The sequence below is a fragment of the Mesorhizobium sp. LMG17149 genome, assembly GCF_024518695.1.
Lineage (GTDB): Bacteria > Pseudomonadota > Alphaproteobacteria > Rhizobiales > Rhizobiaceae > Mesorhizobium.
This window is the reverse complement of record NZ_JANIFL010000005.1, coordinates 511,357-529,151: the sequence shown is the minus strand read 5'-3', so window position 1 is coordinate 529,151 and position 17,795 is coordinate 511,357. Positions and strand designations below refer to the sequence as shown.

Below are 17,795 nucleotides of genomic sequence, written 5' to 3'. Positions count from 1 at the left end.
ATGGCCGAAATCCGCGTCCAGCACCTGAGAAAGGCCTTCGGCGATTTCGTCGCCGTGCAGGATTCCAACTTCGTCGTCGAGGATGGCGAGTTCTTCGTCATGCTCGGGCCGTCGGGCTGCGGCAAGACGACGACCTTGCGCATGATAGCCGGGCTCGAACTGCCGACCGGCGGCCAGATCCTGCTCGGCGGCGACGACGTCACCATGCTGCGGGCACGCGAGCGCGACATCGCCTTCGTCTTCCAGCTGTTCGCGCTCTATCCGCACATGAACGTGCGCAAGAACATCGGCTTCCCGCTGTTGGCGCAAGGCATGCCTTCGGCCGAGATCCGCACCCGTGTCGAGGAAACAGCAAAACTGCTGCGCATCGATCATCTGCTCAACAAATCCGTCTCCGGACTTGCCGGTGGTGACCGCCAGCGGGTCGCGCTCGGCCGCGCCATCGTGCGGCGGCCAAAATGCTTCCTGATGGATGAGCCGCTCGGCACGCTCGACACCGAATTCCGCGATTTGATGGTCCATGAACTGCGCGAACTGCACAACCGCATCCGTGCCACGACGGTCTATGTCACGCACGACCAGATGGAAGCGATGTCGATGGCCGACAAGATCGCGGTGATGAACCATGGCGTCATCGAACAGTTCGGAAGCCCACGCGAAATCTACGACCGCCCGGCGACCATGTTCGTTGCCGACTTCATCGGCTCCCCGCCGATGAATTTTCTGGGTTTTGGCGGCGGGCTGGCCAAAGGCGCCAGGGAGATCATCGTGCAAGGTGCGAAGGTCGCGGTGCCGGAGGTACGAGAGGACATCGCACCCAGCGACATGGCCCTTGGCATCCGCCCGGAGCACATACGCTTCGACGACGCCTCCAAGCTGCGCGGCGCCATCTATGGCACCGAATATCTCGGCACCACGCAGATTGTCGCGGTCGAAACGGCGGACGGTATCATCAAGGCACGCGTGCCGGCCGAAATCCGGCTCTCCACCGGCGACCATGTCGGCCTGACGCTGAGCAGCGCGCGGCTGTCGCTGTTCGAGAAGGGATCGGGCCGCGCGGTGAGAACCGCGATCCATGATGTCGCCTCGGAGCGGAGGACCCAGCATGGCTGAGGTGCACATCAAGAACGTGACCAAGAGTTTCGGCGATCATGCCGCCGTCAACGGCCTCGACCTGCATATATCAGATGGCGAGTTCGTCGTGCTGCTCGGGCCGACGGGGGCAGGCAAGACGACGACGCTGCGGCTCATCGCCGGTTTGGAGCGGCCGGATTCCGGCATGATCGAGATTGGGGGCCACAATGCCACGACACTGTCGCCGGCCGAGCGCGACACGGCCTTCGTTTTCCAGCAATATTCGCTCTATCCCCACCTCTCGGTGTTCGACAATCTCGCCTTCCCGCTGCGCTCGCCGGCGCGGAAAATGCCGGAGGACCAGATCCGCCGCCGGGTCGAGGAGGTGGCCAGGATGGTGCGAATCCATCACAAGCTCGCCAATCGCTCGACCAAACTTTCGGGCGGCGAAATGCAGCGCGTCGCCATCGGCCGCGCGCTGGTGCGCAAGCCTTCGATCTATCTGATGGACGAGCCGCTGTCGTCGCTCGATGCCAAGCTGCGCGGCGATCTCAGGCTAGAGCTGAAGCGCATCCAGACCGAACTCGGCGCCACCATGCTTTACGTTACCCACGACCAGATTGAGGCGATGACGATGGCAGACCGCATCGGCATCCTCACTGAGGGCGTGCTGGTGCAGATCGGTTCGCCGCGCACCATCTATTCCGAGCCGGCAAACCTTCATGTCGCGGCAAGGCTCGGCCAACCGGCGATCAATCTTCTGCCGACCGGACTGCTGCCTGATGCCGGCGCGCCAGCCGGGACCAAGACGATCGGCGCGCGCACCGAACATCTTTCGATCGCGAAGGCTGCGAATGGTCATGCCGACGGCGTCGTCGACTGGGTCGAGCATCTCGGTGATCAGAACCATTTGCATGTGACGGTGGGGACCAAGAAACTGGTGACGCTGACCGATCCCGACACGGATCTGGCGCAGGGCGACAAAGTGGTGATCCGCTACCGGGCGCCGCTGTATTTCGGCGCCGATGGACAGCGATTGATGTGAGCGGTTTTCGGTGATTCAGCACCGGTTTTGACTTTGCCAGTACGGGACGAATTCGATGAAGCACTTTTTCAATCGCAGGGAAACGATCGTCACCGAGGCGCTGGACGGCCTGTTGCGGACCATCGGATCAGGCGATCTCGCGCGCCTCGACGGCTATCCCGAGATCAAGGTCATCCTGCGCGCCGACTGGGACAAGACGAAAGTCAGCGTCGTCTCGGGCGGCGGGGCCGGGCACGAACCGTCACATGCCGGCTTCGTCGGCAAGGGCATGCTGACGGCGGCGGTCTCAGGCGAGATCTTTGCCTCGCCAAGCGTCGAAGCCGTGCTGGCGGCCATCCGGGCGGTCAGCGGTCCGGCCGGCTGCCTGCTGATCGTCAAGAACTACACCGGCGACCGCCTCAATTTCGGCCTGGCCGCCGAGAAGGCGCGCGCCGAAGGATTTCATGTAGAGATGGTGATCGTCGCCGACGACATCGCGCTGCCGGACATCAACCAGCCGCGCGGCGTTGCCGGCACCTTGTTCGTGCACAAGATCGCAGGCCATCTGTCGGAGGCCGGCCATGATCTGGCATTCGTCGCAACGGCCGCTCGCGCGGCGGCGAAGGATATCGTTTCGCTCGGCATGTCGCTGTCGTCCTGCTCGATCCCCGGCCAGCCGCACGAAGACAGGTTTGGCGAGAACGATGGTGAACTCGGCCTCGGCATTCATGGCGAGCCGGGCGTCGAAAGGATTGCGGTGCAGAGTGCCGACAGACTGGTGGCGATCATGGTGGAGCGCCTCGCGGCACGGCTTGATCCCGAGGCCACCTACGCCTTGCTGATCAACAATCTCGGCTCCGTGCCGCCGCTCGAAATGTCTGTCGTCGCCAATGCGGTGCTTGCATCGCCGCTCGCCAAGACCATCAAGCTGACGATCGGCCCGGGCCCGCTGATGACGGCGCTCAACATGAACGGCTTCTCGCTGTCGCTGATCCGGCTGGATGCGGCGCGCGAAACCGCCTTGCAGGCGCCGGTCGGTCCGCACGCCTGGATGCCGGCAAAGCCGGTTGTTTCACCTACCGTCGTGCCGATGGCGAAAGCGGCCGGACAGAGCGCGGCACGCAAGCCCAGCCAGGATGCGCGGACCCGCTCTCTTCTCGTCACCACCTGCGAACGGCTGATCGCGCTGGAAACCACGTTGAACGGGCTCGACGCCAAAACAGGCGACGGCGACACCGGCTCGACGGTGGCGACCGGCGCGCGCAGTGTTCTCGAGCGGCTTGATGCGCTGCCGCTTGCCGAGCCGGCGGCGACCCTTGGCGCGATAGGTGACATTCTGAGCGCGTCGATGGGCGGCTCCAGCGGCGTGCTGCTGTCGATCTTCTTCACCGCCGCAGCGCAAGCTCTGGAGAGCGGCGCGAGCTTAGCCAAGGCGCTGCTTGCCGGCCTCGACCGAATGACTTTCTATGGCGGGGCCAGGATGGGGGATCGCACCATGGTCGATGCCCTCGAGCCAGCCCTCAGAGCGCTCGATGCCAGGAGCCTGGACGAAGCGGCTATCGCGGCTCGACGTGGCGCCGAGGCCACCGCTGCCATGGACAGGGCAAAATCCGGGCGGTCCGCCTATGTCGGCAGCAAGCTGCAAGGCGTGGCCGACCCCGGCGCCTATGCAGTGGCCGAGGTTTTCGCGGCGGCGGCCGCGCTGCATGAAGCGGCCTGATTCATGCTCCAGTTGTCGAATGAGCGTTCTTTCGATACTGCGGGCGGCATGGAAACCGGAAATGCGGGTGACATGGCGGCGTTGAACCTTGCCAGGCTGATCGCGGCCGCTGCGGATACCATTGCCGCTCACGCCGAGGAGTTGACGGCGCTCGACCAGGCGATCGGCGACGGCGACCACGGGCTGAACATGAAGCGCGGCTTCGAGGCCGTGCGCGCGGAAGCCGAAGCATTTTCGGCCAAGCCGCTGCCCGATGCCTTGAAGGCGATCGGCACCAAGCTGGTGATGACGGTCGGCGGCGCCTCCGGCCCGCTATTCGGCACCCTTTTCCTGGCACTCGGCAAGGAGATTTCAGCGGCGCCTGATCGCGCCAATCTGACGGCGGCGTTCGGCAAGGCGATCGAAGCGGTGGCAGCACGGGGCAAGTCGCAGGTTGGACAAAAAACCATGCTCGACGTGCTGCAGCCGGTGCATGACGCGCTGCTGCAGGGAAAGACAGCTCTTGAAATCGCCGATATCGCCGACGCCGCGGCCGAGGCGACCGTGCCTATGAAAGCCTTGCGTGGCCGCGCCTCGTTCCTTGGCGACCGGTCGATCGGCCACATGGATGCCGGTGCACGTTCGACCGCGCTTCTGGTACGCACGATCGTCGAAACGCTGGAAGGTCAGCCATGAGCAATGTCGGCATCGTCATCGTTTCGCATTCGCCGCTGGTTGCCGAGGGCACGGCCGACATGGTGCGGCAGATGGTGGGCGACGAAGTGCCGCTTGCATGGTGCGGCGGAAACGGCCATGGCGGGCTCGGCACCGATGTCGAGGCGATCATGGGCGCCATCGACAAGGCCTGGTCGGAAGCCGGTGTCGCCATTCTGGTCGATCTCGGCGGTGCCGAGACCAACTCGGAAATGGCGGTGGAGATGATCGGCGAGCCACGCTCGCACAAGATCATCGTCTGCAACGCGCCGATCGTCGAAGGCGCGGTGATGGCGGCGACCGAGGCCTCCGGCGGCGCCTCGCTCAGGGAAGTGGCGGCGACGGCGCATGAATTGTCGCCGTCGTGAGTGAACGGGAAGTTTGAAGACATGTCCGCATCCGCCGAAGCGACCGTTGTGATCACCCATGAGGTGGGTCTGCACGCGCGTCCTTCGGTGAAGTTCACCAAGCTGGCCAAGAGCTTTGCCGCCGAGGTGGAAATCGCGCTGGCTGCCAACGGACCATGGTTCGACGCCAAGAGCATCGTCAAGGTGATGGCGGCCAAGGCGCCGAAGGGCACGGTGCTGCGCATCAGGGCCAGCGGTGACGGCGCCAATGATGCCGTCGACGCGCTGGTCGAACTGGTGCGGCGCGATTTCGACGAAGGCGCGGACCATGCGCGAACCGCTTAGGATTAAAGGCATTTCGGCCTCGGCCGGTTATGCCGAAGGGCCGCTCTTCGACCTCGACCAGACTGTCGGCTCCTATGTCGGCAAAGAAACAGCCGACGATGAGAAGGCCGCGCTCGAAACCGCAATCGGCATTGCCACGGGCCGTCTCACTGCAATAATCGGGATGGCCGAGGGCGATGCCGCCGACATTCTCGAGTTTCAGATCGCCATGCTGCAAGACGATGCGCTGAGCAGCCCGGCCTATGCCGCGATCCGCACCGGCCTGCCGGCCGACACGGCGTGGCGGCAGGCGCTTAACGCTGAAATCGCCGGCTACGATGCTTCGGACCAGGATTATTTCCGCGCGCGCGCCGCCGACATCCGCGATATCAGGGACCAGGTGCTGCGGGCTCTGTCGGAGGTTGGCAACGTCGAGCCGCCCGCCGGCGCCATCCTCTATGGCGAGGATATCGCGCCGACGCGTTTTCTCGAAACCGACTGGAGCAGCGGCGGCGGCATCGCGCTGAGGGTGGGCAGCACGGCCAGCCATGTCGCCATGCTGGCGCGCTCGCGCGGCGTACCCATGATCGTCGGTCTCGGTGCTTCGCCGGCTCATCTCGCCGGCATCGCCCTGCTCGACGCCGAACATGGCGGCATCGTGGTGTCGCCCTCCAGGACCGAAATCGCCGCTTTTCGGCAATCCTCCTCATCATTCCGGGCGCGCCGCGATCGGGCCGGGACCTTCCTGGCGCGACCGGCGGTCACCAAGGCCGGCACGGCGGTGCGGATGCAGGTCAACATCGCCGACCCGTCCGAGGTCGACGGCATCGATATCGCCACCTGCGACGGCGTCGGGCTGATGCGCACCGAATTCCTGTTCGGCAAGACGCTGCCGGACGAGGGGACACAGTATCGCGCCTATCGCAAGGTGCTGGAATGGGCTGGTGAAAAACCGGTGACGATCCGCACCGTCGATGCCGGCGGCGACAAGCCGGTGCCCGGCTTCACCATCGAGGAGAGCAATCCGTTCCTCGGCCTGCGCGGAATCAGGCTGTCGCTGGCAAGGCCGGAGGTGTTTCGTGTACAGATCCGGGCACTGCTGCGCGCCGCGGTGCACGGCAATCTGAAAGTGATGTTTCCGATGATCGCCATTGTGGAGGAATACCGACAGGCAGCGGCGATGTTCGCCGAGGAGCAGACCGCACTTGCCGCGCGCGGCATCGCGAGCAAGATGCCGCCGCTCGGCATCATGGTCGAGGTGCCGTCGGTGGCGATCCTGCCGGAAGCCTTTGCTGATGCCGCCTTCTTCTCGATCGGCTCCAACGACCTCACCCAGTATGTCATGGCGGCTGCCCGCGATAACGCTGCCGTGGCACATCTCAATTCGGTCCGTCATCCGGCCGTGCTGCGGCTGATCGCTGCCGTGACCGCGTTTGGCCAGCGGGAAGGAATCCCGGTCAGCCTGTGCGGCGATGCAGGCGGCGATCCCGCCTCGATCCCGTCACTGCTCGAGGCCGGCCTGCGCGATCTTTCCGTCGCTCCGGCGCAACTCGCCATGGCCAAGGCGGCCATCGCGGATATCTCGGTCTAGGCGCCGGGCATGGTCGAAAAAACACCTGAACCCGGTTCCGAAGAGGCGATCCGAGCCTACAAGACGATCCTGTCGCACGTCATCGACCAGCGCCCGTCCGGCATGCGCCAGCGCCTCGCCGACGCGCTCGGCAAACATCGCAGCTTCGTCACACAGATTTCCAGTCCTGCCTATTCAATTCCGATCCCGTCTAAACATTTGCCGGCTATATTTTCGGTCTGCCATTTCAGTCCGGGTGAGCGCGATCAGTTTCTCGCCGCCTACCATCAGGCGCATCCGGGGAAAATTTCGGTCGCGGCAGGCATGCGCAAGACGCGGCATGTCTCGCTTGTGGTGCCGGATTTCGGCGACGACAAGCAGAACGCCGCACTCGACAAAGCGGTGAACGACTTTATCCAGAAGATCACCAGCATCACCGGCAAGGGTAGCTGATCGAACTCTTTGTTTTACGCAATTCCGGAAAAAACCGCGACACATTTTTCCTGGAATTGTTTGGAAGGCCTATTTCGGGAGGAGACGATCGTGAAGAAGTTCATGAACTCGGTGGACACGGTGCTGACCGAGAGCCTCGACGGTTTCGTGGCCGCCCATGCCGACATCCTGGTGCTTGGCGACGAGCACAAATTCATCCGCCGCAAGACCTTGCGGCCGGGCAAGGTGGCGTTGATCTCCGGCGGAGGCTCCGGCCACGAGCCGCTGCATGGCGGCTTTGTCGGGCACGGCATGCTCGACGCCGCCTGCCCCGGCCAGGTGTTCACCTCGCCGACGCCGGACCAGATGCTGGCGGCGGCGCAAGCCGTCGACACGGGCGCCGGCTGCCTGTTCATCGTCAAGAACTATGAAGGCGACGTCATGAACTTCGAGATGGCGGCCGAAATGTCGGAAGGCATCCTGCAGATCGTGACCAATGACGATGTCGCCGTCGAGAATTCTTCCTATACGACGGGCCGGCGCGGCGTCGCCGGCACGTTGGTGGTGGAAAAGATCGTCGGCGCGGCCGCGGAACATGGCCTGGCGCTGGCGCCGCTGAAGGCGCTGGGCGACGGCGTCAACGCTGCTACCCGCTCGATGGGCGTGGCGCTGACCAGTTGCACCGTACCGGCGGCGGGCAGGCCGACTTTCGACATCGGCGATGGCGAGATGGAATTCGGCGTCGGCATCCATGGCGAACCCGGACGCCGGCGCGACATGTTGAAAAGCGCCGATGCGATCGCGCAGGAGATTTGTGCCGCGATCCTGGGCGATCTCGGGGACAGGGCGAAGGGTTCGGCGCTGCTGTTCGTCAACGGCTTCGGCGGCACGCCGCTGATGGAACTCTATCTGATGTACAACAGCGCACGGCTGATCTTCGAGAAGCATGGCGTGACGGTGGCCCGTTCGCTGGTCGGCTCCTACGTCACCTCGCTCGACATGGCCGGCTGCTCGATCACGCTGACCATGCTCGACGACGAGACGACCGGATTTTGGGACGCGCCGGTACACACTGCGGCGCTGCGCTGGGGCATGTAAAAGCTGGCTTCCACCCTGCTTTTCTGCAACATCTTTCCCTTCAATCGCAACATTGTCCAGGTTGATGCTGCCACCGCTTACCCCTGCCGAAGAAAAGCTGCTGCTGCGCTACGCAGATCCGGAGGCGCCGACTGTCGACGTCGATAATTTGTCGGCAAAGACGCTGATGTCGCTGCTCGACAACGCCGAATTCCATGGCGTCTTGCCGATCATGCTGCGCAAGCTCAGCGGCGACGCGCAACTGCCGTCGGATCAGGAGCTGCGAGACAAACTGGAGGACCTGCGCCAGAAAGCGACGATCGCCACCGGCCAGTCGATGCTGTTGAAGTATCATGGCGACCGCATCATGAAGGGACTGGCGGCGGACAATGTTCCGGCGCGGATCGTCAAGGGGCCGGTCTTCGCGCGCAAGCTCTACCGCAACGTCGCCGACAGGCCGTTCACCGACATCGACATCCTGGTCGAACCCGCCAATCTGGCCAGGGCAAACCAGGTGATCGCGGCATGCGGCTTCGAGCTTGGCAGCGACGAGGCCGAATCCTACGAATTGCAGGAATTCAAATGGCTCGAAAAGGAGAATTCCAGCCTGCTGGTCGAACTGCATGGCGACCTCGTGCATAACACCGGCATGCGGCGGCGCCTGTCGCTGGGTTTCCCTGAATTGCGCGCCATCGACGGCGACGCGACAGACACGCCGGCGGCTCTTCTCACAATCGCCATCGTGCACGCCGCCGGCGGCCACAAATTCCACCGGCTGCAGCTTTGCGTCGACGTGCTGCAAGGTGTGCGGGCGCTGCAATCACCCGAAGCGGAAGCACGCCTCTTCGATGCTGCCCGTACCACCGGCATCGAGCTCGAGTTGGCAATCGTGCTCGATGTGACCGGCCGGTTGTTCGACGAGAGCCGCGCGCTCGACCTCGCCGGCCAGATCAAGCCCGATCTCTCCATACGGCTGGCCAGGCGGTTGATCACCACGAATACGCTGCTCGGCGTCAATTCCAGGGATAAGCTTGGTTCGCGCCTACGCCGCGACGCCTTCCGCTGGATCCAACGGCTGGCCAGGGCCAGAGCAATTCCAGGAAAAGTGTGAGACGTTCTCCCCCGGAAAAGCGTCGCGCCATCACCTCAGGTCGGAAAGTGATGGCGCTCTTGGCTTGGCCGCTCTGAGTCTTTAGCCTGCGTCGGGAAGCACACGACGAAGGATTGAGGAATTTGGCCGATCTCAATACCCACATTGCGAATGCTGCGCGTGATCGGAGTTCCCCGCGAGTCGTCGCGGTCCTTACGACACGGAACGAAGAACGGTTCGTCGCCGGATGTCTCGAGAACCTCTTTCGTCAAGGCGTACAGGTCTACATCTGCGACAATCAGTCGACGGACCGAACGCTTGAGATTGCCCAACGCTACTGCGGAGCCGGATTGATAGGATTCGAAACCATCCCGCATAACGGCTGGTATTGCTGGGAGCACCTTCTTCGTCGCAAAGAGGAACTGTTTCAGTCGCTCGAAGCAGACTGGTTCATGCATGTTGACGCTGACGAGATCCACCTTCCGCCGACTTCGTACTCATCGTTGGTCTCCGCCATTGCGGCAGCCGACGCACTCGGCTTCAATGCGATCGAATCTTCCGAGTTTACGTTCATTCCTACCAGAGAAGCTCCCGATCACGACAATCCCGATTATCAACACACGCTGCGCACCTACTACCCGTTCCGGCCAACCTCCCCACACTGCGTCCGTGCCTACAAGAAACAGGACGGCCCCATGGAGATTGCGTGGTCAGGCGGCCATCTCGTACGGTTCGCGGGTCCGGTGAGGCTTTACTCCGAGCGTTTTCGCATGAAGCACTATCTGTTCCTTAGCGCAGAGCACGCCGCATGCAAGTATGCTGGCCGCCGGTTTCTGAGCGAAGAGGTCATTGGTCGTGGCTGGCACGGATGGCGACCCCGCTTGCGATCAGAGGATATTCTGCTGCCGGACGCCAGCCAGGTGCGCGCCAGCGCGACGGACGACGATCTGGACGAGGCCAATCCATGGTCGGCACACTGGCTTGAGCGGTACGCCTCGTGAATGAGGTACACCTCCCCCGCGTCCTGGCGATCGCGGATCGACCCGGCTGGGCGATTGATCGCAAGACCCAAAATCTCCGGCGCGCGCTGGAAAGAAGGTTCGAGATCGTCCAACGATTTCAAGATGATGTGACTGAGTCGGACGTGAACACGGCGGACATCGTGCTCATCTTCTATTGGCTCCAGATCTCGAAGCTGCCCCTGCCGGAATCGGCCCTCGCCAGGCGGTCTGACAGGCTGCTCATCGGGATCTGCAGCCACAGAGAGCTGGAGGGCGAATTCCGCGAGCCCGGGCTCGCCGCCCTGCACCGGCTGGCGCGCGCTGTCTTTGTCAACAATCGGCAGCTCGAGCACGAATACGGTCCTCTACTGCGTGTTCCGGTCCACTACACGCCCAATGGAGTCGACACGACGTTCTTTTGTCCCGCACAAGAGCCACAACCCGGTTCTGGCGAGCTCCGTGTCGGATGGGCGGGAAGTCTCGGCAACCATGGTCCAGCACATCGCGGCTTCCACGACGTCATCGAGCCCGCGGTAGCGGCCGTGCCGGGCGCGCGCCTACTGACGGCGATTCGCGAGCAACGCTGGCGTAGCCATGACGAGATGCCCGGCTTCTATCGGGATCTCGACGTTTATGTCTGCGCCAGCCTCAGCGAAGGCACTCCCAATCCTTGCTTGGAGGCGGCGGCGTGCGGTGTCCCTTTGGTGACCACCCGTGTGGGAAACATGCCCGAGCTGATTCGGGATGGCGACAACGGGCTGTTCTTCGATGGAACTGCGGAGGGGCTTGCGAACAAGCTAGCCTTGTTGCGGGACACGCCATCGCTCCGGTCGAGGATGGCCGCCCGCATGATCGAGACGATCCAAGAGTGGGATTGGGGCGTGCAGGCGGAGAACTACGCGCGCATGTTTGCCTCGTTGCTTACTGCGGGCGGAGCTGTCGGGCCCATGAGATGAGCGGCTTCGGGTGTGCCCTGCCAAACCTGACCTTTGTAGCGCCATTCGAGTTTTCCCGGACCCTTGCTCTTCCGTACCTCGCGCAGCAAGGATAACGAGGCGGCGCTGCGCTTAAATCGTTGTTTTTGCGCAAAACTGCGAAGTAGAAGCACTCCGAAACACGCTATCCCCACGCCCTTGGGAACAAGGAATAGCGGCCCCACGTTGCCTGGGGTATTCAGTCCCGAGTCGTCAGAGCGGCGCTGATCAGTGCCGCAGCGTCAGCCGGGCGCGCGCCCACCTCCAACCGGAAGGTCGGCACCGCATTGACCACCCCGGCGATGGTCGCCAGCCGGCGTTTCTGCATCGGCAGCAGCCCGGTCATACCGGTGCGGACGTTGTCCACCGCCAGTGCCACCATTGCGTCGGTGCCGGCCATGGCGACGAGCCGGCTCTGGCTTCCGGCGGAACGCGCCAGGTGCAGAAGGGCCGCCACCGGCCGGGCGGACGCGTTTTCCACCCGGATGATATCCTCCAGCCGTTCTAGCGAGATGGGCTGTTCGCCATTGCGATCCCAGGTCTGGCCAAGGCAGGGCGCCACCTGCGGGATCATCTCCGCGGTCTTCCGATGGATCTTGACGGCGCGCGGCAGACCCCAGGCTACGACCTTGCCCGAAGTGGCATGCACGATCATGGCGTCGTCGGAGCAGAGGCCAAAGCCCTGTATTGCCAGCGCGAGTGACGTCGTGGTCTTGCCGGTGCCGCTCGGAGCATGGATCAGCACCACCGCATCGCTGTCCGGCAACGTCAAGCCGGCAGTGTGCAGCATATGCTGGCCACCGGCGTCGAGCGCGGCGTCGAGCACCAGCATTGCCGGTGTCCACGCGGCTTTCGCGCCAGGGCGGATCCGGAGTTCGGCCCAGCCCGCCACGCCGTTGATGGCAACGGTCTGACGCTCGGGAAAGACCAGATGGATGATACCACTATCCTCGAACATCCGGCAGGGACCATCCTCCGGCACCTCGCCATCGAAGACGAGGGATCCGTTGGGGGCCTCGTCCAAGGTGTCTGTCTCGGCGATTTCGAGACGAAAGTCCGGCTCGACGGGTTCCGCGATACGCAGGCTGCCCAGCATCCGGTCGAAATCCTGCCACAGCTCCGGGCGCTCGGCCGATATGCCAAGGATCAGGCCGTTGAGGCCATAGCAGGCTGAAGGTCTGGTCAAGCGGGACGCGCCTTTACGGCATCGGCATGATGACGATAGATTTCGACCATGCCGGGAAGCTTGTCGCTGACCACCGGCCTGCCATCGAGGCAGACCCAGCAATGCGCTGCCAGGCGCTGCGCTTGCATCGACTGCGGATCGATGCCGAAGCGCAGGTCTGGATCGAAGCCGGCCAGGCGCAGGAAACGATGACCGAGCAGACCCTCCCTCAGGCACCTGCGGTCACGCATCAGCCAGGGACGGCGGACGGCGCGGTTGACGCTGGCGACTATGTAGGCGGACGGCAGACCGCGATAGGGCGTCGACGAGGCGAGCGGCGCCCATTTGAGCACCTCCTCGAAGCTCCGGTTGGTGACAAGGACCGGCATCAGCCGCGCGCTTGCCCAGAGATGGCAGCGAAACAGAGCGCGCAGGAGCGGGCCGTCAGCCATCAAGCACCTGGCGCGGCGAGGATACCTTCAGAGATCAGATCCGCGGCCAGTGCCGCCATGTCCTGGTCGAGCGTCCCCTTGTCGACCTCGAACTCCTCGCAAAGCAGGTCGACGATCTGGTCGAGGTTGCGCGCGCCGTCCACCTTGTCGAGAAAGGCTTCGGTCGTGCCGTTGCATGTGTAAAGCTGGCCGCTGCGCGCCAAAAGCACGACTGCGCCATCGCCCACATGCTGCACCGAGGCATCCTCGGCCAGCCGCAGAACGGTTCCAGAGACTATTTCCACCACGCCCCTCCAAGCCACGCTCATCCCGGAAATCAGATAGCGCGGAGGTGGAGCGCTGTCTATCAGCCGATCATGGGAGCCCAGTGCACGGGACCAACGGCTTTGCTGACGGATTCGCCGAGCCAGTCGCGTTAGAACCTGCTCGGTTGCGTCTTCCCGGCCGCATTCGTCCCAGAAATAGTCATCGATGAAATGTGACAAGCAGCGGGCCTGCCGGCAGCGGACGTTGCATTTCTTCCCCTAAGTAAGGTAAAACCTGTCCGGGTATTGGGGAGATAGCGTATGCGTTACAATTGGGAGCGGGCTCCGACGAGCTTCGAACGTCACAGAAAAGCGCTGGCCACAGCCATTTTGATCGCTGGCGGCATTGGCCTCATGCTTGTGGCCCTGCCGATCTAGAAACAACCTTTCAGACAGAGCGGCTGCCGGCGCCTGGGCGTGACCTCTCAGCGTGGCTGCCCGGTCACCGCGAGGAAGCGGCGATCGCGCCCCTCGAAACCCTGGCTGAAACGCTGCACCAGCACGACGATCACCGCCGGCTTGCCGGCCGGGGTGAGTTCGTAGGATTCCGACAGGCTGTAGGAGGTCGGGCAGTTTCTTGAGCCCGGCACGGTCTTGTCCTTGTGCAGGATCTTGAACGGCTTGCCATCCTGGCCTTGCAGCGTCAGCCGGAAGCCGAGTGCCTTGCCCGCCTTCTCACCCTGAAGTGGCTTTTCCCCTTGAAGTAGCTGGTCGCCTTGCCGCGTCACATCGAAACTCGCCGAACAATCGCTCGTGCTGGCCGCCAGGATTTCGTCGAGCTGGATGGTCGAAATGCCTGTTTCGCCATGGAGCGGCGACAGCCATTTCTGCGACACCTGCTCGAGGCGAGAAATGTCGTTGTAGGCAACCATTTCGCCCGGAAAGGTGAACTTGTCGGAAGCCGACTGCTCGGCTGGGGATGTGATGGCATATTGGGCGAGAATGGGCGCCGCCTGAGCGGCGGCCTGCGCCCTCGCCTGCTCCAGCGTCAGTATCGCCTCCTCCGTCTCGTCGACGACGAGGATCGGCTTACCGCCAACGAACTGATCCGTGCGGGTATCGATGATGTCTATCTGCGACCAGCCAGAGTCCGAGGCGCCGGCGTCGAGCGCTCCATATTGCTCGAAGGCGAAATAAGCGCCATCCGGCGAAAAGCCGATGATGTGCCGTGCCGCGGCATCGCCAGCCTGAGCGGTTCCAGCGGAGATCGCGAGCACGACACCCATGACCAATGGGAGCGCAAGGCGCCCGATGATCCGCACAGCAGCAAACATCTCCACTCCAATCTCGAATCGCAATTTCATAGCTGCTTGCCCCCAAGCGCCAGGTCGATATCGGCCGTACAATGGCGTGCATTTGCGGCCAAGGGTAGAGCGCGCTATCTGGAGGGAAGAAAATCATTCCTGGGGAGGTATGGATGGCTTCACGCTATCACGAGGTCTATGAAGGCTGGAAACGCGACCCGGAACGCTTCTGGGCGGACGCAGCCGGCGCCATCGACTGGTATTCGCCCTGGGACAAGGTGTTCGACGCCACGGCTGGCGTCTATGGCCGCTGGTTCACCGGCGCCACCTGCAACACCTGCTACAACGCCATCGACCGCCATGTCGCCGGCGGGCGCGCCGACCAGATCGCACTGATCCATGACAGCGCGATCACGGGAACGATCAGGAAGTTCACCTATGCCGAGTTGAAGCGCGAGGTGGTTGCACTCACCTCGGTGCTGAAGAACCGTGGTATTCGCAAGGATGACCGCGTCATCATCTACATGCCCATGGTGGCCGAGGCGGCCATCGCCATGCTGGCCTGTGCCCGCATCGGCGCCGTGCATTCGGTGGTCTTCGGCGGCTTTGCCTCGCATGAGCTTGCCACCCGCATCGACGATGCCAGGCCGAAGCTGATCATTTCGGCATCCTGCGGCCTGGAGCCGGGCCGCGTCGTCGCCTACAAGCCGTTGCTCGACAAGGCGATAGAGATTTCCCGCCACAAGCCGGACGCCTGCCTGATCCTGCAGCGCGACCAATTGCGCTGCGAGCTGAAGGAGCATTTCGACATCGACTACGCCGATGCCGTCGCCCGCGAACGGGCAGCGGGCGCCAATGTCGATTGCGTGCCGGTGCTGGCCACCGATCCGCTCTACATCATCTACACATCGGGCACGACCGGCCAGCCCAAGGGCATCGTGCGCGACAATGGCGGCCACATGGTCGCGCTGAAATGGACGATGGAAAACGAGTTCGGCGTCAAGCCGGGCGAGGTGTTCTGGGCGGCATCCGATGTCGGCTGGGTGGTCGGCCATTCCTACATCGTCTACGGACCGCTGCTGCATGGCTGCACAAGCATCCTGTTCGAAGGCAAGCCTGTGGGCACGCCCGATGCCGGCACCTACTGGCGGGTGATAGCGGAGCATGGTGTCGTAGCCCTTTTCACCGCACCGACCGCGTTCCGCGCCATCAAGGGGCAGGACCCGAAGGGCGAGTTCATTGCGAAATACGACCTCTCGAAGTTCCGCACGCTGTTTCTTGCCGGCGAGCGCGCCGACCCGGAAACCATCAAATGGGCGGAGCAGAAGCTGAATGTGCCTGTGGTCGACCACTGGTGGCAGACCGAGACCGGCTCGCCGATGACGATCAATCCCGCCGGCCTTGGCCTGCTGCCGGTGAAATACGGCTCGCCCGGCGTGCCGATGCCCGGCTACGACATCCGCGTGCTCGACGATGGTGGCCATGAGGTGCAGCGGGGCACGCTGGGCAATGTGGTGATCAAACTGCCGCTGCCGGCCGGCTGCCTGCCGACGCTTTGGAATGCCGATCAACGGTTCCGCCAAGCCTATCTCGACGAGTTCCCCGGCTTCTACAAGACGGCGGACGCCGGCATGGTCGACGAGGACGGCTATCTCTACGTCATGGCTCGCACCGATGACATCATCAACGTCGCCGGCCACCGGCTGTCGACCGGCGCCATGGAAGAGGTGCTTTCGGCCCATCCCGATGTCGCCGAATGCGCGGTGATCGGCATTGCCGACGCCATGAAGGGCCAAGTTCCGCTGGGCTTCGTGGTGTTGAATGCGGGTGTGACGCGTGACGTCGGCCTGATCGAGAATGAAGTGGTCGGCCTTGTGCGCGAACGCATCGGCCCGGTTGCCGCCTTCAAGACGGTGGTGACGATCAAGCGCCTGCCCAAGACGCGTTCGGGCAAGATCCTGCGCGGCACCATGCAGAAGATCGCCGACAAGGAAGAATGGACCATGCCGGCGACGATCGACGATCCGGTCATTCTCGACGAGATCACTGCCGCCTTGAAGGAACGCGGAATCGGACTTTGAGCCACTGAAGGGTGGGCCGCGGACGACCTTTTCGATCGGCAAGCAATACTTTTATTGTGCGACGCAGCAATGCACCCTAAAGTCGTTCGCGGGGGGACATCGACAAAGGTCGCATGGCTCAGCAGAAGATTACATTTGGTGGCGTAGACATCCTGCGCTTTCTCGCCGCCGTCATGGTCATGGTCTACCACTATGGCTTCTGGGTGTGGGCGTATCCGGACGGTGTTTCGGCGCGCGCGACGGGCGGCGTTCCCCCGCAGCCGGCAATAGGCGCCTGGGTCGAATCCGGCTGGGTCGGCGTCCAGATCTTCTTCGTCATCAGCGGTTTCGTCATCGCCTTCAGCGCCGAAAGGTCGACACCCCTACAGTTTTTCGAAGCAAGGGTGAAACGGCTGGCGCCGGCGGTCTGGATCTGCGCACCGGTCACGGCGGTGGTGCTGCTGCTTGTCGGGCTCAGTTGGCCGACCGATGCCGTCATCAGGCTCCTACGCACCGGCCTGTTCGTTCCATACGCGCCATGGGTGGACAGCGTCTACTGGACGCTGGGCATCGAGATCGCCTTCTATGCCATCGTCTGGATCCTGCTCAGCTTTGGCCGCTTCCATCTGATGGAGATTGTGGCCGTCGCCATCGGCTTGGTCAGCACGCTGTTCTGGTGCCTCTACTATCCGCTCGGCTGGGCCGATCTTGCCGAAACACGCACACTCGACCTGCTGCTGGTGCATCACGGCGTTTTCTTCGCCACCGGCGTCATGCTGTGGCTGATGCGCATCAAGGCGGTGACAGGCGCCCGACTTGCCTTCTGCGCCCTGTTCCTGGCCGGTGGTGTGCTGCAGATCGCCAGTTCAGTCGACGTTCATATCCTGAAGGTCGGGCGGGATATGCCGTTCGCGCCGCCGATCCTCATCTTCCTCATCGGCATCGCGCTGATGGCATGGTCGCTGCGGCTCGACCTCTCCTGGAGCGGCTGGCGCCGGATCGGGCTGATGACCTACCCGCTCTACCTGCTGCACGATGTCGTCGGCGCGGCCCTGCTCGGCATCCTGGTTCGCGCCGGTCTGCCACATCTGTTCTCGATGGCGGTCGTCGGCGCGACGATGATCGCGGCAAGCTGGCTGGTGGCGATCGAGGCCGAACCACGCATCCGGCTGCTGCTCGACCACACCGTTTTCCGTTATCGGCTCAAGGCAGCCTGACGACGATCCGGCAGCCCGGGCCGGCC

18 protein-coding genes are annotated in these 17,795 nt (G+C 63.4%); 14 read left to right on the top strand and 4 right to left on the bottom strand.

Annotated features, from left to right (window positions below):
- The 12 genes from NP945_RS14615 (at position 1) to NP945_RS31990 (ending at position 11,308) form a co-directional block, all read left to right on the top strand.
- Positions 1 to 1,113 (top strand): ABC transporter ATP-binding protein, encoded by a 1,113-nt coding sequence (locus NP945_RS14615; RefSeq protein ID WP_256746733.1) that lies wholly within the window; start codon positions 1 to 3, stop codon positions 1,111 to 1,113.
- Complete coding sequence (locus tag NP945_RS14610; protein ID WP_256746732.1) at positions 1,106 to 2,119, top strand: ABC transporter ATP-binding protein; 1,014 nt, start codon at positions 1,106 to 1,108, stop codon at positions 2,117 to 2,119. The genes NP945_RS14615 and NP945_RS14610 overlap by 8 nt, the downstream gene beginning before the upstream one ends.
- Before the next feature lie 55 nt (positions 2,120 to 2,174).
- On the top strand, positions 2,175 to 3,818 hold the full coding sequence (locus NP945_RS14605) for a dihydroxyacetone kinase subunit DhaK (protein WP_256746731.1): 1,644 nt from the start codon (positions 2,175 to 2,177) through the stop codon (positions 3,816 to 3,818).
- A 72-nt stretch (positions 3,819 to 3,890) separates the two neighbouring features.
- On the top strand, positions 3,891 to 4,493 hold the full coding sequence (gene dhaL, locus NP945_RS14600; protein ID WP_256746755.1) for a dihydroxyacetone kinase subunit DhaL: 603 nt from the start codon (positions 3,891 to 3,893) through the stop codon (positions 4,491 to 4,493).
- Positions 4,490 to 4,879, top strand: a complete 390-nt coding sequence (gene dhaM / locus NP945_RS14595) for a dihydroxyacetone kinase phosphoryl donor subunit DhaM (RefSeq protein ID WP_256746730.1) — start codon at positions 4,490 to 4,492, stop codon at positions 4,877 to 4,879. Before dhaL ends, dhaM begins: the two co-directional genes overlap by 4 nt.
- Positions 4,880 to 4,900: 21 nt before the next feature.
- Positions 4,901 to 5,203, top strand: coding sequence for an HPr family phosphocarrier protein (locus tag NP945_RS14590; RefSeq protein ID WP_256746729.1), 303 nt, complete (start codon positions 4,901 to 4,903; stop codon positions 5,201 to 5,203).
- Positions 5,187 to 6,773: a phosphoenolpyruvate--protein phosphotransferase gene (gene ptsP, locus NP945_RS14585; RefSeq protein ID WP_256746728.1), complete on the top strand. Its 1,587-nt coding sequence runs from the start codon at positions 5,187 to 5,189 to the stop codon at positions 6,771 to 6,773. The genes NP945_RS14590 and ptsP overlap by 17 nt, the downstream gene beginning before the upstream one ends.
- Positions 6,774 to 6,782: 9 nt before the next feature.
- Positions 6,783 to 7,205: a hypothetical protein gene (locus NP945_RS14580; protein ID WP_256746727.1), complete on the top strand. Its 423-nt coding sequence runs from the start codon at positions 6,783 to 6,785 to the stop codon at positions 7,203 to 7,205.
- Between the two features lie 90 nt (positions 7,206 to 7,295).
- Positions 7,296 to 8,282, top strand: coding sequence for a dihydroxyacetone kinase subunit DhaK (dhaK, locus tag NP945_RS14575; protein ID WP_256746726.1), 987 nt, complete (start codon positions 7,296 to 7,298; stop codon positions 8,280 to 8,282).
- A 64-nt stretch (positions 8,283 to 8,346) separates the two neighbouring features.
- Positions 8,347 to 9,372, top strand: coding sequence for a nucleotidyltransferase family protein (locus tag NP945_RS14570; RefSeq protein WP_256746725.1), 1,026 nt, complete (start codon positions 8,347 to 8,349; stop codon positions 9,370 to 9,372).
- 122 nt (positions 9,373 to 9,494) lie between these two features.
- Entirely contained in the window at positions 9,495 to 10,352 is an 858-nt protein-coding gene (locus NP945_RS14565; RefSeq protein WP_236383302.1) for a glycosyltransferase family 2 protein, read from the top strand.
- Positions 10,349 to 11,308: a glycosyltransferase family 4 protein gene (locus tag NP945_RS31990; RefSeq protein WP_256746724.1), complete on the top strand. Its 960-nt coding sequence runs from the start codon at positions 10,349 to 10,351 to the stop codon at positions 11,306 to 11,308. Before NP945_RS14565 ends, NP945_RS31990 begins: the two co-directional genes overlap by 4 nt.
- Before the next feature lie 217 nt (positions 11,309 to 11,525).
- On the opposite strand, the gene NP945_RS14555 is transcribed toward NP945_RS31990, so the two are convergent.
- The 4 genes from NP945_RS14555 to NP945_RS14540 form a co-directional block, all read right to left on the bottom strand.
- Positions 11,526 to 12,512 (bottom strand): serine kinase, encoded by a 987-nt coding sequence (locus NP945_RS14555; RefSeq protein ID WP_127269702.1) that lies wholly within the window; start codon positions 12,510 to 12,512, stop codon positions 11,526 to 11,528.
- Positions 12,509 to 12,943: a lasso peptide biosynthesis B2 protein gene (locus NP945_RS14550; RefSeq protein ID WP_256746723.1), complete on the bottom strand. Its 435-nt coding sequence runs from the start codon at positions 12,941 to 12,943 to the stop codon at positions 12,509 to 12,511. Before NP945_RS14550 ends, NP945_RS14555 begins: the two co-directional genes overlap by 4 nt.
- Positions 12,943 to 13,227, bottom strand: a complete 285-nt coding sequence (locus tag NP945_RS14545) for a PqqD family protein (protein WP_128307323.1) — start codon at positions 13,225 to 13,227, stop codon at positions 12,943 to 12,945. The genes NP945_RS14550 and NP945_RS14545 overlap by 1 nt, the downstream gene beginning before the upstream one ends.
- A gap of 446 nt (positions 13,228 to 13,673) precedes the next feature.
- The gene (locus NP945_RS14540) at positions 13,674 to 14,522 is read right to left on the bottom strand and encodes a DUF2259 domain-containing protein (RefSeq protein ID WP_256746722.1); all 849 of its coding nucleotides are present in this window, start codon (positions 14,520 to 14,522) and stop codon (positions 13,674 to 13,676) included.
- A 143-nt stretch (positions 14,523 to 14,665) separates the two neighbouring features.
- On the opposite strand from NP945_RS14540, the gene NP945_RS14535 reads away from it, so the two are divergent.
- On the top strand, positions 14,666 to 16,573 hold the full coding sequence (locus tag NP945_RS14535) for a propionyl-CoA synthetase (RefSeq protein ID WP_256746721.1): 1,908 nt from the start codon (positions 14,666 to 14,668) through the stop codon (positions 16,571 to 16,573).
- Between the two features lie 113 nt (positions 16,574 to 16,686).
- Positions 16,687 to 17,769: an acyltransferase gene (locus tag NP945_RS14530; RefSeq protein WP_027039748.1), complete on the top strand. Its 1,083-nt coding sequence runs from the start codon at positions 16,687 to 16,689 to the stop codon at positions 17,767 to 17,769.
- Positions 17,770 to 17,795 lie beyond the last annotated feature (26 nt).

Coding starts and splice junctions, on each gene's coding strand:
- dhaL (WP_256746755.1), top strand. CDS start 3,891: ATGGCGGCGTTGAACCTTGCCAGGCTGATCGCGGCCGCTGCGGATACC.
- NP945_RS14530 (WP_027039748.1), top strand. CDS start 16,687: ATGGCTCAGCAGAAGATTACATTTGGTGGCGTAGACATCCTGCGCTTT.
- NP945_RS14535 (WP_256746721.1), top strand. CDS start 14,666: ATGGCTTCACGCTATCACGAGGTCTATGAAGGCTGGAAACGCGACCCG.
- NP945_RS14570 (WP_256746725.1), top strand. CDS start 8,347: ATGCTGCCACCGCTTACCCCTGCCGAAGAAAAGCTGCTGCTGCGCTAC.
- dhaM (WP_256746730.1), top strand. CDS start 4,490: ATGAGCAATGTCGGCATCGTCATCGTTTCGCATTCGCCGCTGGTTGCC.
- NP945_RS14590 (WP_256746729.1), top strand. CDS start 4,901: ATGTCCGCATCCGCCGAAGCGACCGTTGTGATCACCCATGAGGTGGGT.
- NP945_RS14605 (WP_256746731.1), top strand. CDS start 2,175: ATGAAGCACTTTTTCAATCGCAGGGAAACGATCGTCACCGAGGCGCTG.
- NP945_RS14615 (WP_256746733.1), top strand. CDS start 1: ATGGCCGAAATCCGCGTCCAGCACCTGAGAAAGGCCTTCGGCGATTTC.
- NP945_RS14540 (WP_256746722.1), bottom strand. CDS start 14,522: ATGTTTGCTGCTGTGCGGATCATCGGGCGCCTTGCGCTCCCATTGGTC.
- NP945_RS14580 (WP_256746727.1), top strand. CDS start 6,783: ATGGTCGAAAAAACACCTGAACCCGGTTCCGAAGAGGCGATCCGAGCC.
- ptsP (WP_256746728.1), top strand. CDS start 5,187: ATGCGCGAACCGCTTAGGATTAAAGGCATTTCGGCCTCGGCCGGTTAT.
- NP945_RS14610 (WP_256746732.1), top strand. CDS start 1,106: ATGGCTGAGGTGCACATCAAGAACGTGACCAAGAGTTTCGGCGATCAT.
- NP945_RS14550 (WP_256746723.1), bottom strand. CDS start 12,943: ATGGCTGACGGCCCGCTCCTGCGCGCTCTGTTTCGCTGCCATCTCTGG.